Genomic DNA, 14,520 nt, shown 5'->3' with positions numbered 1-14,520 from the left:
AAATCATATAGACGAAAAAAAGCGGCGTGGACAACGCCACGCCGCTTCATTACCGGGAGGGCCGGCAGAATTACTTGGCCGCCACCGTGCCGGCCGGGTGGTTCAGCAGCAGGATCCAGTACTTGGCCGTGTCGGACAGACCGCCGCCCGCCTTGACTTCCTGGAAGGTCGCGATGGCTTTGTCCTTCTGGCCGGCTTTCGCATAGGCCATGCCCAGGCGTAGCTTGGCTTCGTCCGGCGACTTCAGGCCGCCCTTGGCGATACCCTGCTGGATGAAGCCGATGCCTTTGTCGAACTGGTCCATCGTGACATACGCCCAGCCCAGGTTGACGAGGCCGGCACCGGTCTTGGCCTTGGCGGCGCCCGCTTCGCCCGCGCCGATGTTCTTGGCGTCGCTTGCGGCTTCCCTGGTGGCGCGGTCGCGCAGCTGGCGGTCCTTGGCGGCGCCGCTGCCCGTGCCCAGCACGCCGGCGGCGAAGCCCGCGTCGACGATCTTCTTCGCTTCGGTCGGGAAGCCATCCTTCATGGCCAACTCGGCCAGTTCCGAGTAGGCATCCGACGACATCTGCTTGACGGCCGCGAATTCGAGGCGCAGCACGTCGGGGATGTTGGCGTCCTGGAAGCCCTGCTTGCGCACGATGCCGCGGCTGATCAGGTCGGTCCAGAAGTCGTCGTTCGGGTAGTAGGCGACCAGTTTTTCCAGGCCGCGCAGGTAGGCGGCATCGTCCTTGACCTTGTTCGCGGCCGACGCATACAGGCGCAGGTCTTCCTGCGACGGGGTCTTGCCGGCCTGTTCCGCAGCCTGCAGCACCGGTTCCTGGGCCTTCAGTGCCGTCGCGTAGTCGCCGCTCAGGTAGTACGAGCGGATCAGCGCCGAGTTGACCTGGTCCGATGCCTGGCCGCTGGCCTGGATCTGCTTGTACAGCTCGATCGCCTTCGGATAATTCTTGGCGTTGTAATACATCGTGGCCAGGGCCTGCTCGAAGCGCGGCTTGTCCGCTTCCGGCACCTTGCCCGACGCCAGGATGGCTTCCAGCGCGCTTATCGACATCTGGTCGTTGCCCGTGGCCGTGGCCAGCGACAGCTTCATGCGGTTCAGCACATAGACTTCATACGGGGATTTGTCCGCAACCGCTTCGGCCTGGGTGACGCGGCTCTGCACCTCCGTGTAGTTCTTCGCATCCATCAGAGGCTTGATCTGGGCCGGGTCCAGCAGTTTGAACAGTTCCGGGCGGACCGCATCGGGCTTCGGCTGGGCAGCCGGGGCGTTCTTGTCCTGCGCCGAGGCGCTGTGCATCAGGACCGGCGCGGCGTTCAGGCCAAGGGCGGCCAGCATCAGGGCAAGGCGGGCAAAACGGAATTGGGACATTGACTAATCCTCTCTGAATGACGAAAAAATGCACCGTGCGGGTTCTGGCATACATACGCCGACGGTGCCGGATGCCGATCTCGGACAAAGCGTGCATTCTCCCACAATCCGCTGACCGGCGTGACAATTCTGCCCCAGCCGTGCGGCGCGCGGATGCGTCGTTACAATGCGTTACCGGCCATGCGTCAAACCGGCAGCGGGAACTTTCAAAAACCGGGCACGGGGCAGTGCCCCTCCGCCTCGATGTCGCCGGCCAGCCAGGCCCGCACGGCCTCCAGCGCGGGCGGCGCGAAGCCATAGGTCATCAGCGCGGGCGCCGCGAAGTCGAGGGCCTGGTAGGGATTCCACAAAGCGAGGTGCAGGTCCGGCGTCCACGTGGCGCGGGCATGCGGGCCGTAGCGGCGGCGCGAGGTCGACGCCAGGATCGTGAAGCGGTCGTCAAGCGGTAGCGCGCGCCAGTCGAACGTCTCGGCATCCGCGAAGGTGACGAGGTCCACGTCGAACAGATGGCCCAGCATCGCCGCGATGGCGCTGGCGGGTACGCCTGCTTCCGAGACGCCGTCGCTGACGACGTCCTGGCGCGCCACCAGCCGCACTTTGCTGCCCGCCACGGGGCGATGCGGATCGCCGCGCGCCGTCAGTGCCCTGCGCCAGGCGGTGGCCATCAGCACGCGGTCCGCGCTTTCCGTCGTGTACGGCACCGCGCCGGCCGGATGCGCGCGCGCGAGGCGGTCCAGGCGGTCCAGGCGCGCGTGCACGCCGGCCAGCGGCAGGCGGCCGTCGGCGATGGCGGCCGCGATGGCGGCGATGGTGTCTTCCTGCGCGGCGCGGCTGCCGATCGCCATCACCATGTCCGCGCCGGCCAGCAGCGCGTTCACGGCCGCCTGGCCGGCCTCGTAGCGGTGCGCGATCGCGTGCATGTCCATGCCGTCCGTGATGATCACGCCGTCATAGCCCCAGCTGTCGCGCAGCAGGTCGGAGAGGATCGCACGCGACATCGTGGCCGGATTGTCCGGGTCGAGCGATGGATAGACGATGTGCGCCGTCATCACGGCGGGCGCGTGCGGGGCGGCCGTGCGGAACGGCGCGAATTCGAAGCGCTCCAGGTCCGCCAGCGGCTTGTCGACCGTGGGCAGGTCGCGGTGCGAATCGACGTGCGTGTCGCCATGGCCGGGGAAGTGCTTGACGCAGCAGGCCACGCCTTCGCTGTCGCTGCCGGCCAYCCATGCGAGCGCGAGTTTCGTCGCGGTGTGCGGGTCGGCGCCGAACGAACGCTCGGCGATGACGGGATTCCTCGGGTTGTTGTTCAGGTCCAGCACGGGCGCGAAGTTCCAGTTGAAGCCCATCGCGCGGATCGCCCGCGCGACCGCCGCGCCGACGTCGCGCGCGAGATCTTCGTCGCCGGTCGCACCGAGCGCCATCGCGGACGGCGGCGGTGGGACCCACAGCGCGCGCACGACGGCGCCGCCTTCCTGGTCCAGCGCGAGCAGCGCGTGCGCGCCCATTGCCGCCCGCAAGTCGCCGGTGAAGCGCGTGAGCTGCGCCGCGTCCGTCATGTTCTGGCGGAACAGGCAGGCGCCGCGCACGTGGCTGGCGCGGATGAAGTCCTTTGTTTCGGCATCCAGTTCCGTGCCGAACAGCCGGATCATGATCAGTTGGCCGGCCAGCCGCCGGTATTCCGTCGTGTCCATGGCTTAATTTGTTTTCGTGACTTTGCTGAGGTGACGCGGCTGGTCCGGATCGAGCCCGCGCGCCCGCGCGAGATGCGCCGCCATCACGTAGAACGCCTCGATCGCGACGATGGGATCGAGGTCCGGGCAGGGCGCGACCGGCAGTTCGAGGTCGCGCGACGGCACGTCGGCCGGTGCCGCGAGCAGCACGCGTGCGCCGCGGCCGCGCATCTCGTCGGCCAGCGCGACGAGGCCAGCCTGCGCCGGGCCGCGCGTGGCGAAGATCAGCAGCGGGTAGCCATGATCGATCAGCGCCATCGGCCCGTGCTTGATCTCGGCGCTGGAAAACGCTTCGGCCTGCAGCGCCGAGGTTTCCTTGAGTTTCAGCGCGGCTTCCAGCGCGACGGGGAAGCAGATGCCGCGGCCAACGACCATGATGTTGCGGGCCGGAGCAAGGACGTCGAGGGCGGCCGACCAGTCGACGGCGGCCGCGCGCCGCAACGCATCGGGCAGGGCGGCGAGGCCGTCCTGCAATTCGGCGTCCTGCTGCCATTCGGCCACGAGGCGCGCGCCGGCCGTCAGGCTCGTGATGAAGCTCTTCGTCGCGGCCACGCTGCGCTCTTTCCCGGCGCGCAGCGGCAGCGCCCATTCGGCGGCGTGCGCGAGCGGCGAATCGATGTCGTTGACGAGGGCCACCGTCGTCGCGCCGCCGCTGCGGAAGTAGCGGATCGGTTCCACCACGTCCGGACTCTGGCCGGATTGCGAGACCGAGATGGCGAGCGTGCCTGCAGCCTGCAGCGGCGCCTTGTACAAGGTGACGAGCGACATCGGCAGCGATGTCACGAGGCGGCCCATGCGCGCCATGATCAGGTAGGCGAGGTAGGCGGACGCGTGATCCGAGCTGCCGCGCGCCACCGTCACGGCATTCTGGAACGGCGTGCCGCGCAGGTGGTGGCCCAGCGCCGCGTAGCGCTCGGCGTCGTGCGCCAGCTGCAGGGCGACGCAGTCGGCCGCGGACAGGGCTTCTTCAAGCATCAGCGAGGTCACACTGTTCTCCTTCGATGTAGACGGCTTTGAGGTTGAGGTCGCGGTCCAGCACGACCAGGTCGGCGAAGCAGCCCGGCGCGATGCGGCCGCGGCGCGTCTCGCCCAGGTAGTCGGCGGCATTGGTCGACACGCGGCGCGCGGCGTCGGCAAGGTCCAGGCCGATGGAGACCAGGTTGCGCAGCGCCTGGTCCATCGTCAGCGTGCTGCCGGCCAGCGTGCCGTCCGCGAGGCGCACGCCGCCCATGCATTTGTGGACGACCTGGCGGCCCAGCATGTACTCGCCGTCCGGCATGCCGGCGGCCGCCGTGGAGTCCGTCACGCAGTACAGATTCGGAATGCAGCGCAGCGCCGTCCTGATGGCGCCCGGATGCACGTGCAGCAGGTCGGGGATGATCTCGGCGTACTGCGCATGCGCCAGCGCCGCGCCCACCATGCCGGGGTCGCGGTGGTGCAGGCCCGGCATCGCGTTGAACAGGTGGGTAAAACCGGCCGCGCCATGTTCCAGCGCCCTGACGCCGTCCTCGTAGTTGCCGTTCGTATGGCCGATCTGCACGCGGATGCCGGCGTCCGCAAGCTGGCGCACGAGGGCCAGGTGGTCGTCGATCTCGGGCGCGACGGTGATCAGGCGCAGCGGGGCCCGTGCGTTGAAGCGCTCGACTTCCGCCATGTTCGCTTCGCGTGCGAATGGCGGCTGCGCGCCCAGCTTGCCCGCGTTGATGTACGGGCCCTCCAGGTGCACGCCGAGGATGCGCGCCTCGCCTTTGCCGCGCTGTTCGCACGCGCTGCCGATGGCGGTCAACGCGCGGTCGATGTCGTCGAGCGGCGCCGTCATCGTCGTCGCGAGCAGGCTCGTCGTGCCGTGCCGGGCGTGCAGGCGCGCGATCACGTGCGGGGCGTCGCCGCCTTCCATCATGTCGCGCCCCGCGCCGCCGTGCACGTGCAGGTCGATGAAGCCGGGGAGGAGGTAGTCGTCGCCGTTGGCGCCCGGATCGGCCGCTGCGCCTTCGATGGCGGCGATGGTCGCGGCGCCGTCCTCGATGCGGAGCCGGCCGCGGATCCAGCCGTCCGGAGTCAGGATATTGCCTTGCATGGTGGGTCCTTGTTCAAGCACGTTATGCCGCGAGGTGCAGCTCGATCATCCGTAACGCGCCCTGCGCGGAATCGCCCAGCGGCGCGCGGGCGCGGGCCGCGAGCGCGGGCGGCAGCCATTCGCGCAGCGCGCCACCGAGGCCGCCGCACAATGCCAGCGGCAGGCGCCCGTCCGGATCGAGGGCGCGGGCGATGGCGGCCGCTTCCTCGCCGGCTCTGGTCAGGATGGCGCGCGCGGCCGGGTCGCCGGCATGTTGCAACACGAGCGGCGCCAGCGATGCATAGGTCGTCTGCGTGGCCTGGCCGAGCCAGACCTGGATGGCGGCGCGGTCGCCGCCGCACGCGGCGATGATCGCATCCGCGAACGCGCTGCCGGGACGGCGTCCGTCCAGCACCTGTTCGATGTGGTTGATGGCGGCGAGGCCGATCCAGCCGCCGCTCGCTTCGTCGCCGGCGGGGAAGCCCCAGCCGCCGACTTCGCGCCGCGTGCCGTCGGGCTGCAGCACTTCGCCCACGCTGCCCGTGCCGATGGCGACGATCGCGCCGGGACCCCCGCCGTGTGCCCCCAAGAGGGTAGTAAAAGCGTCAGTTTCGAGGACGAGGGCGCCGTAGCCGGGATCCGCGTCGCGGAACGCCTGCGCCCACTGGCCGTTGTGCACGCCGGCCAGGCCGAGGCCGATAGCCATGCGGGCCAAAGGCGGCTGCGTGCTGCCGGCCGTGGTGAAGGCTTGTGCGACGGCGTCGTGGATGGCAGCCCAGGCGCGCGCGATGCCGAGGCCCAGGCCGGACGGGCCGCCGGCGCCTTGCGCTCGTTCGACGGCGCCGCCGGACGCCAGGTGAGCGATGCGTACGCGGGTGCCGGTGCCGCCGCCGTCGACGCCGATGAGATAGTCGATCATGGAGTGTGCCGTGCCGGGAAAGTCAGGGCACTATAGGCAGCACTGGAAAGCTTGTCAACAGGTATTTAATTGGTATTGTCCTGCCGTGCCGGTACTGTGGAACTGGTCTCGTTTTCCCTGCTCGGATGGCGAGCTGGATACGTGAAATTGGTATTTAAAGAGGTATTGTCGATGGCGCCGCCGCGCAGCCATTCGAACAGGATCGCCATCATGAACGGCCCCACGAACAGGCCGATGACGCCCAACGTGGAGACGCCGCCGAGGAGGCCGAACAGCACGGCGAGGAACGGCAGGTTGACGCGCCGGCCGATGAGTTTCGGGCGGATGAATTTGTCGACCATGAACAGTTCGAACGCGCCCCAGCAGAACAGTCCGAGCGCGGCGCCGGAATGGCCCTGGCCCAGCAGCAGCAGCGACACGAGCGTGAACGACAGTGGCGCACCGCCCGGCACGAGGGCCAGATAGCCCGTCAGCACTGCGAGCAGCGCCGGTGCCGGCGCGCCCGCGATCAGATAGGCGACGCCGAGCACGCAGCCTTCGAGAACGGCGACGGACACCAGGCCCAGCGCCGTGCCGCGCACCGACAGCGGGAACACGCGGCGCAGTATCGGATACTGGTGCGGCAGCAGGCGCGTGCCGGCATTGTCGACGTGGCGCACGGCGGCGGGGCCGTGCAGGTACAGCACGAACAGCGTGAGCAGGGCGAGGAACAGGTAGAGCGCGTTGGCGAGGATCGTCGAGCCCCAGAGGCGCGCAGCGCCCGTCAGGTGCGGCGCGAAGTCGCCGGCCGCGCTGCCGACGACGCGATTCAGGCCGCCGGGCAGGGCGAGATGCTCGTTCCACCAGCGGGTGGCGTGTTCGGCCACGAGCGGCAGGCGCGCGAGCCAGACGGGCACCGGCACGCCCGTCTCGTTGGCGCGCGCGAGCAGGCGCTGCACGCCGGCCAGTTCGCCGCTGAGCGTGTTCAGCAGCAGGATGGACGGGGCCACGAAACCGAGGATGAGCAGGCCGACGAGGCAGGCCGCGCTGGCTGCCGGCGGCCAGCCGCGGCGCTGCAGGTGGACGTGCGCGGGCCAGGTGATGACGGCGAGCAGGCCGGCCCAGGCCAGCGCGCCGAGGAAGTGCTGCAGGATGACGCCGAGCGCCAGCGCGAACAGCGCCGGCGCCACGAGTTGGGAGGCGCGCCGGTCCGTCATGCGTGTTGCAGGGCCGCGATGCGGTCCTCGCACGAGGGGTGGCTGCTGAACAGGGCCAGTACGCCGCCGCCGGCGATGCCCGCTGCCGCCAGGTTCTTCGGCAGGTCGGCATGGTCGATGCCGCCAAGGCGCTGCAGCGCGGCGATCATCGGGCGCGGCGTGCCCATGATCCGGGCGGCACCGCGGTCGGCGCGGTATTCGCGCTGGCGCGAGAACCAGGCCACGATGATGCTGGCCAGGAGGCCGAACAGCAGGTCGCACACGACCGAGGTCACGGTGAAGGCGATGCCGGGGCCGCGTTCCTCGCCGTCGCGGCGCAGGAACTGGTCGACGGCATACGCGACGACGCGCGCCAGGAAGATCACGAACGTGTTCACGACGCCCTGGATCAGGGTCAGGGTGACCATGTCGCCGTTGGCGATGTGGGCCACTTCGTGCGCCAGCACGGCCTCGACTTCGTCATGCGTCATCGATTGGAGCAGGCCCGTCGACACGGCCACGAGCGACGCGTTCTTCGTCGCGCCCGTGGCGAACGCGTTCGGTGCGCCTTCATAGACGGCCACTTCCGGCATGGCGATGCCGGCCTTCTGCGCCTGGCGGGCGACCGTGTCGAGCAGCCAGCGCTCGGTCGGGTTGGAGGCTTGTTCGATCACGCGCGCGCCGGTGGTCCATTTTGCGATCGGCTTCGACAGCCACAGCGAAATGAAGGCGCCGCCGAAGCCCATCAGGCCGGCGAACACGAGCAGGGTGCCGAGGTTCAGGCCCTTTGCCGTGAGGTAGTGGTTGACGCCCAGCAGGCTCGCCGTGATGCCGAGCACGAGCATGATGGCGACGTTGGTGGCAAGAAAAAGGAGGATGCGTTTCATGTTGATCTCTCTCATCAATAACAAGATTCGCGGCCGCGGCGGCCGTTGTCAAGGCGAGAGGATAAGGTAACGACGTCTCTTGAAAAAGCGAAGTTACTGGAAGGATTTCTTCGAAAAAATCGGATGATCTGTGTCATGGTGTCGCCCGCACGAGGGGAAGTTCCACGTAGCTGCTGTGGTAGATACGCTGCGTGGCCTTCTTGTAGTCGGCGGGCTGGGCAAGGAAGATATTGGGCACGAAGGTCTGCGGGTTGCGGTCGTAGAGAGGAAACCAGCTCGATTGTACCTGCACCATGATGCGGTGGCCCGGAAGGAATACGTGGTTCGCCGTCGGCAGGCCGAAACGGTAGGCAAGCGGCCGGTTCGGCGCCAGCGGCCTGGCGTTGTCGTAGCCTTCGCGGTAGCGGCCGCGGAAGATGTCGCCGGCCACCATCAGCTGGTAGCCGCCCATGGCGGGTTGGCTGCCCACCTGGTCCGGGTATACGTCGATCAGTTTCACGACCCAGTCGGCATCCGTGCCGCTCGTCGAGGCGACGAGGTGGGCGACGGGTTCGCCGCTGATTTTGACGGGCGCGGTCAGGACGTCGGACATGAACGTCGCGACGTCCGTGCGGCCGGACGCCTCGCGCTGGTCGTCGACGAGCCAGCGCGGCCATGTCTGCCCCTTCGCTTCGTCGTAGCCGTAAGGCGGGATCGGGCGCTGGCGGAACGGCACCGGTTTCGCCGGATCGGACACGTATTCGTCGTAGCCTTTCGCATCGGCCGCGCCGTTCAATACAGCCTTCTGTCCGGCGGCGAGGCGCAGCACGGCGGGTTCGATGGCGCAGCCGGCCCTGCACCCGCTGGGCCACGCGTCCAGGTCGCGCCAGGTGTTCGTGCCCGTCTCGAACGCCGTCACGGCGGGGATCGCGGGCACGGAGGCATCGCCCTTCAGGTAGCGCGCGAGGAAAGGTTCGAGCACCCGCCGGCGCCAGTGCAGCGCCGTGTCGCTGCCGAACCTGATCGCGCCGAGCGTGCTGCCGTCGCCGATGGCGCCGCCGTGCGACCACGGGCCCAGGGTCAGGAACACGTTGTGTGCCGTGTCGTGCGGCTTGAGCGCCTTCCACACGGCGATGGGGCCATAGATGTCTTCCGCGTCCCACAGGCTGTGCACGAGCAGCGTGGGCACCGTGACGGGCTGCTGCGCGAGGATCCTGTCCATCGCCTGCAGCTGCCAGAACGCGTCGTACGCGGGGTGCGCGAGGACCTTGTTCCAGAACCCGCTCTGTTCCAGCCCGCGCGTGCGGCCAAGGTTCCCGGCCGAACCGGCGCGCAGGTACGTGTCGTAGTCGTCGTAGGTGGTGGTGGGCCAGCGGGCCGTGTTGGCGCGCGTGACCACCTGTTCGAGGATGTACGACATATTGATCTGCCGGAAGGCACCGTTGTGGAACCAGTCGTCGCCGAGCCAGCCGTCGACCATCGGATTCATCGGCACCGCGACCTTCAGCGCCGGGTGCGGATTCACCAGTGCCATCAGCGGCAGGAAGCCGTCGTACGAAATGCCGACGATGCCCACGCGGCCGTTCGTCTCGGGGACGTTCTTCGTCAGCCACTCGATGGTGTCCCACGTATCGGTCGAGTGATCCACCGGCGTCGGGTTCAGCGGCCCGAGCAGCGGGCGATTCATCACGTAGTCGCCTTCCGAGCCGTACTTGCCGCGCACGTCCTGCACGACGCGGATATAGCCGCCTTCGACGATGACGTCGGCCGCGTTGTCGTAGCCCGTCAGGATCGTCTCCAGGTCCGAACTCTCCGCGTGGCCCACGAAACTGCTCGCGTCATAAGGCGTGCGCGTCAGCAGGATGGGCGCATCGTGCGCGCCCTTCGGCACGATGATGATGGTGTTCAGCTTCGTGCCGTCGCGCATCGGGATCATCACCGTGCGCTTCACGTAGTTGAAGTCCTGCGTGGGTGCCGTGAATTCGGCCGGGGTCTCGGAGGGCAGGGCCGGGTACTGCGGGACTTGCGGTGCCGACTGCGCATGGGCGAAGCCGGCGAGCGCCAGCGCGCCGAGCAGGGGCGCGAGGCGCACAGGGCATGTCATCATCGGGCGTCCTTGATTATGTCGTGGGCGGCATGGCCGCGCCGCTACATTAGCACAAGGACACGTGTCATCCGTTGACGGTGCGGGGTGCGGGATGCAGCACGGCGGCCGGCACCGCGTGCGGCACGGCCTCGAACAGCACCACGTGGCGTGCACGCGGCAGCGCTTCCCACCACGCGAGCGGGAAGGTCAGGCGCAGGTCGGCCATGCGCAAGAAGGCGTCGAAGCCGGGCTGCATCTCGGCCAGCACGATGGCCTCGTCCAGATGCGCGGCGCGCACTTCGATGCGCACGCCGCTCGGTACGGCATGGGCCAGCACGCGGCTGACGTCGTCCCAGGGCACGACGGTCTCCTGCGTGGCGAAACAGTCCGGGAAGACCCGGATGGCGGGCTCGGATGCCGGTGCGAAGCGGCGTTTCAGGCGGGCGAACAGGGACAGCATTTTGGACCTCCTTCGCGTACCTTCATTTTACCGCGCCGGATGCGAACCGCTGCGGTCAACCAGCAACAATTGGCCGCGTGAACCACGCTTTGTTTCGGCACGATCGTTCCCGGTCACGTTCACGGCGGCGGTGCCGGGTCCATGCACGGCGATATCGGCATGGGCCGCTACCAGGCCGTGGCCTTCCAGGCTGCCCGAGCCCGCGATCTGCGCGTCGGCCTGGGCCACGGTGCCGTCGACGCGCGCGTCGCCCGGGCCGTTCATGCGCAGCAGCAGGCGCTTGGCGGACAGGCTCGCCGTGAGGTCGCCGGAACCCTGCAGTTCGGCATCCAGCGTGTCCGTCACGCCGGCCAGGGTGATGTCGCCGGGGCCATGGCTGCGCACGGTCGCCCTGGCCGTTTTCAGGCCGCCGGCATCGAGGTCGCCCGAGCCGCTGATTTCCACGTTCAGGTCGCCCGCGCTGCCGGACAGTGTGATGTTGCCCGGACCGTGCATGCGCGCCGTGACCCTGGCGGTGCGCAGGCCGTCCGCTTCCAGGTCGCCCGAGCCGCCCTGTTGCACGGCCAGCGTGCCGGCCACGTCGGACAGGCGCACGTCGCCCGGGCCGTTCAGCGCCACGTCGACGTCGGCCGCCTTCAGGTCGTGCAGGTCGAGATCGCCGCTGCCGCTGCCCGTCACGCTCAGCTGGCGCACCGTGCCGCTCGCGCGGACATCGCCGGGACCGTTGCCTATCAGCGTGAAGCGCTCGCCCTTGACGCGCGCGATCTCCACGTCGCCGCTGCCGGCCACCGTCAGGCGTTTCAGCGCGGCGGCGCCGATGCGGATCGTGACCGTCTCCTGGCGCTTGCCGAAGCTGAAGAAGAGGCCGTTGCGTTGCACCGGGCGCACGACGAGCGTGTCGCCGCGCACCACGGTCTCGACCTCGGCCAGCTGCTTGCGCGCGCCGCTCAGCGTCAGGGACGGCTTCGCCTGGGCATCGATCACGACGTGGTAGGGGCCGGCCAGTTCGATCGCACTGAAAGCGGCAACCGGACGCTGTTCCGTGGCGACGGCGGTACCTGCGTCCTGCGGCTGGGCGACCGAGACGGGCATCGTGGCGATGGCGCCGGCGGACAGGGCGGCGGCGAGCAGGATGAGCTTGAGGGCGGATTTCATGGCGTCGTCTTGAGTGCGGGGAAACTGCACGATACGGCATGGCTTCGAGCCGTGCAGCCGCCTTTCGACGAAAGCGCGAAAACGCAGGACAGGCTGCGGAAAAGCGAGGGTGGGCGGGGACGGCGTGGGGGCGGTAGGGTGGACGGCTCCGCCGTCCACGCGTTCAAATTACCGCGCTGCTGAAGCAACGCAAGCTCTGGCTGGACGCGTGGACGGGAAACCCGTCCACCCTACCTGACGGGCGCGACGGTGAAACCGGCCTGGGCCAGGTCGTCCAGCAGGCCGCCGCAATCGGCATTGTCGTGCCTGGCCGCAAACAGGTTGCGCACGGGGACCACGTAGAAATGCGCACGGCCGTCCGCCACCGTGTTCATGCGCGCGATCCAGTCGAGGTTGCGCGCGCAGACGAGGCCCGCGTCCAGCGGCGCCAGGCGGGCGAAGGCATTGCCGGCGGCCGGCGCGCGGTTGCGCAGCAGGGCGTCGAAGTCGCGCGTCAGGCGCGGGATGGCGCGCGCGGCCGCGGCGGCGTCTTGCGGCACGCCGTCGACCACGTCCTGCAGCAGCAGCGTGCGCTTCGGACCGGACGCGCAGTACGCGTGCATCATCCCGGTCCTGTAATCGATGTCATGCACCGGCATGTCGGGCCGCGCGCGTACGAGCGCCTCGGCCACGTTGCCGCGCGCGCCGTCCGGGGCTTGCGTCGCGCGCGCGGCGACGAGCGTGGCCGCCTGCAGGCGCGCGAACTGCAGCAGCGTGAATTCGTCGCTCATCTCGACCAGGCGTGCCCACGATTGCGCCTGGGTGTCCGGATCGAGCGCCTTCGCCAGCGCCTTGACGTCGAGCGCGTCGCGCCGCGCCATGTCGGCCTGCAGCGCGAGCGTGAGGACGCGCTGGCGCGCGTCGTTGAGTCTGGCGATGCCTTCCTCGTCGAGCTGGCCCAGGTCGCAGCCCGGACCGGCCGGCGCTTCTTCGCCGTCGCCCACGCCCTCGACCGACAGGGTGGCCGACTTGCGCAGGGCCGGCAGCACGGCGCGGGTGTAGTAGCCATCGTATTCGACCGGCAGGCCGGCCGGACTCGCGGCCAGCACGTACAGCACCGTGGTGCCGTGGTCCGGTGCCGCGCGCGAGGCCTTCCACAGGCGCGGCGAGGAGGGCGATACGGAGGACGATGCGGGCGCCACGCCGGCCGCCTCGCCGGCCGCGCAGGCCGACAGGGCGAACGCGCAGGCGAGGAGGCGGAGGAGGAGGGCAGTCGTCATGCCGGCGATTATAGGCCGTCGTCGGCCGGCTCGTCCGTGACGCGACATGACAGTTTGTCCACGCGGGCGAAGGATTTCGTCGGCCAGGACAAGCGCGAGTTGTTGCAGCTGTGGCTCGAGCGCAACGACGGGGCCTGCCGGGCGATCTCCAGTACCCCATCCTGACGCATGTCTGCGGCCCGGCCGTGGCCGAACCCGGGTGTGAATGGCATAATGGGCGCTCTCAAGGAGATTGCCGTGATTCGCTATATGGGCACCCGCAAGAGTGCGGAAGGTGCCTCAGTTTATGTATTCATCGTCAACGGCCTGGAAAAGGAAGTGCGCGAGCACGCGCTCAAGCAGCATCCGGGTTGTTACGAAGCGCTGCCGGCCTCGGTGAAGGCGAAGATCGCCGCCAACCGCGCATGGCTGTCCAAACTCTGACCTTCCCGTGGCGGCGGGCCGTTCCGCTCGCGCTGGCGTCGGCGTTGGCACTCGCCGGGACCGCGCACGCGCAGACGCAGGACAAGCAGCCGTCCACGTTCGCTCCCGTCATCGGCGCGGCGCTGCTGTGCCATGATCATCTCGACAACGCGTATTTCTATGGCTGGCTGGAGACCCACTTCGGCCCGGCCTACAAGCACGAGGGCGGCGCGTACTGGTTCCGCACGGGCGAGACGACGCTGTGGGGCGCGCCCGTCACCGAGGTCATGGTCAGCGACGACACGAGCGAATGGGTGTTCGTCGGCGCCGTCGCCGAAGTCCCGCCGGACGAACTGGAACAGGCGGTCCGCAAGGCGGCCGGCGTGCGCCATCTGGCGGCGGATGCGTCGCCTTACCCTTTGCGCGTCTCCGTCCCCGGCAGCACAATCGCTTACTACAATGCCAAAAGCAAAATATACTGCGCGAAGTTCAAATCGCTGCCGCGGCGCCGGTAAGCTCCTGGTATTGGCATGTACACAAACTACTTTCAACTGAAGCAGGCCCCATTCTCGATCGCCCCCGATCCGCGCTACCTGTTCATGAGCGAACGCCACCGCGAGGCGCTGGCGCACCTGCTGTACGGGATCAGGAGCGGCGGCGGCTTCGTGCTGCTGACGGGTGAGATCGGCGCCGGCAAGACGACCGTGTGCCGCTGCTTCATCGAGCAGGTGCCGGACGACTGCCGCCTGGCCTATATCTTCAATCCGAAGCTGACGGTCGAGGAACTGTTGCAGACCATCTGCGACGAATTCCGCATCGACGTCGCGCCGCTCAGTGACATCAACTTCGGTGTGAAGGCCTATGTCGACGCGATCAATGCCTGGTTGCTGGCCAGCCATGCGCGGGGCCACAACAACGTGCTCGTGATCGACGAGGCGCAGAACCTGTCTCCCGAGGTGCTGGAGCAGCTGCGCCTGCTGACGAACCTCGAGACGAGCGAGCGCAAGCTCCTGCAGATCATCCTGATCGGACAGCCGGAACTG

Annotated in this window: 15 protein-coding genes; 4 read left to right on the top strand and 11 right to left on the bottom strand. The window is 68.7% G+C overall.

Going from position 1 to position 14,520, the window contains the following annotated elements; all coding sequences use genetic code 11:
- Positions 1-70: 70 nt before the first annotated feature.
- The 11 genes from AC1DYX_RS17810 to AC1DYX_RS17760 all read right to left on the bottom strand — a co-directional run bounded on the left by AC1DYX_RS17810 (position 71) and on the right by AC1DYX_RS17760 (position 13,075).
- Complete coding sequence (locus tag AC1DYX_RS17810) at positions 71-1,369, bottom strand: tol-pal system YbgF family protein (RefSeq protein WP_477261170.1); 1,299 nt, start codon at positions 1,367-1,369, stop codon at positions 71-73.
- 206 nt (positions 1,370-1,575) lie between these two features.
- Positions 1,576-3,060, bottom strand: coding sequence for a glycoside hydrolase family 3 protein (locus AC1DYX_RS17805; protein ID WP_477261168.1), 1,485 nt, complete (start codon positions 3,058-3,060; stop codon positions 1,576-1,578).
- Positions 3,061-3,063: 3 nt separating this feature from the next.
- Positions 3,064-4,074, bottom strand: coding sequence for an SIS domain-containing protein (locus tag AC1DYX_RS17800; RefSeq protein ID WP_477261172.1), 1,011 nt, complete (start codon positions 4,072-4,074; stop codon positions 3,064-3,066).
- Complete coding sequence (gene nagA / locus AC1DYX_RS17795) at positions 4,067-5,176, bottom strand: N-acetylglucosamine-6-phosphate deacetylase (RefSeq protein ID WP_477261166.1); 1,110 nt, start codon at positions 5,174-5,176, stop codon at positions 4,067-4,069. Before nagA ends, AC1DYX_RS17800 begins: the two co-directional genes overlap by 8 nt.
- Positions 5,177-5,198: 22 nt before the next feature.
- Positions 5,199-6,074 carry a glucosamine kinase nucleotide-binding domain-containing protein gene (locus AC1DYX_RS17790; protein ID WP_477261164.1) on the bottom strand — a complete coding sequence of 292 codons (876 nt, stop codon included), beginning with the start codon at positions 6,072-6,074 and terminating at the stop codon, positions 5,199-5,201.
- A 65-nt stretch (positions 6,075-6,139) separates the two neighbouring features.
- Entirely contained in the window at positions 6,140-7,270 is a 1,131-nt protein-coding gene (locus AC1DYX_RS17785) for an AI-2E family transporter (RefSeq protein ID WP_477261162.1), read from the bottom strand.
- Positions 7,267-8,136 (bottom strand): protease HtpX, encoded by an 870-nt coding sequence (htpX, locus tag AC1DYX_RS17780; protein WP_477261160.1) that lies wholly within the window; start codon positions 8,134-8,136, stop codon positions 7,267-7,269. The genes AC1DYX_RS17785 and htpX overlap by 4 nt, the downstream gene beginning before the upstream one ends.
- 133 nt (positions 8,137-8,269) lie before the next feature.
- Positions 8,270-10,222 carry a CocE/NonD family hydrolase gene (locus AC1DYX_RS17775; protein ID WP_477261158.1) on the bottom strand — a complete coding sequence of 651 codons (1,953 nt, stop codon included), beginning with the start codon at positions 10,220-10,222 and terminating at the stop codon, positions 8,270-8,272.
- Positions 10,223-10,286: 64 nt separating this feature from the next.
- Entirely contained in the window at positions 10,287-10,661 is a 375-nt protein-coding gene (locus AC1DYX_RS17770; RefSeq protein ID WP_477261156.1) for a hypothetical protein, read from the bottom strand.
- A 27-nt stretch (positions 10,662-10,688) separates the two neighbouring features.
- Positions 10,689-11,816: a GIN domain-containing protein gene (locus AC1DYX_RS17765; protein ID WP_477261154.1), complete on the bottom strand. Its 1,128-nt coding sequence runs from the start codon at positions 11,814-11,816 to the stop codon at positions 10,689-10,691.
- 230 nt (positions 11,817-12,046) lie between these two features.
- Positions 12,047-13,075: a hypothetical protein gene (locus AC1DYX_RS17760; protein WP_477261152.1), complete on the bottom strand. Its 1,029-nt coding sequence runs from the start codon at positions 13,073-13,075 to the stop codon at positions 12,047-12,049.
- 36 nt (positions 13,076-13,111) lie between these two features.
- Here AC1DYX_RS17760 and AC1DYX_RS17755 point away from each other — a divergent pair, with 36 nt between their 5' ends.
- The 4 genes from AC1DYX_RS17755 to AC1DYX_RS17740 all read left to right on the top strand — a co-directional run.
- The gene (locus AC1DYX_RS17755) at positions 13,112-13,240 is read left to right on the top strand and encodes a hypothetical protein (RefSeq protein ID WP_477261150.1); all 129 of its coding nucleotides are present in this window, start codon (positions 13,112-13,114) and stop codon (positions 13,238-13,240) included.
- 72 nt (positions 13,241-13,312) lie between these two features.
- A complete protein-coding gene (locus AC1DYX_RS17750) occupies positions 13,313-13,498 on the top strand; it encodes a hypothetical protein (RefSeq protein WP_477261148.1) in 186 nt (61 codons plus the stop codon).
- Positions 13,480-13,992 carry a hypothetical protein gene (locus tag AC1DYX_RS17745; protein ID WP_477261146.1) on the top strand — a complete coding sequence of 171 codons (513 nt, stop codon included), beginning with the start codon at positions 13,480-13,482 and terminating at the stop codon, positions 13,990-13,992. The genes AC1DYX_RS17750 and AC1DYX_RS17745 overlap by 19 nt, the downstream gene beginning before the upstream one ends.
- Before the next feature lie 15 nt (positions 13,993-14,007).
- A partial coding sequence (locus AC1DYX_RS17740) for an ExeA family protein (RefSeq protein WP_477261144.1) occupies positions 14,008-14,520 on the top strand: 513 nt, incomplete at its 3' end.

The sequence above is a fragment of the Massilia sp. P2_C2 genome (assembly GCF_056404615.1).
This window is presented reverse-complemented; position numbering and strand designations above follow the sequence as displayed.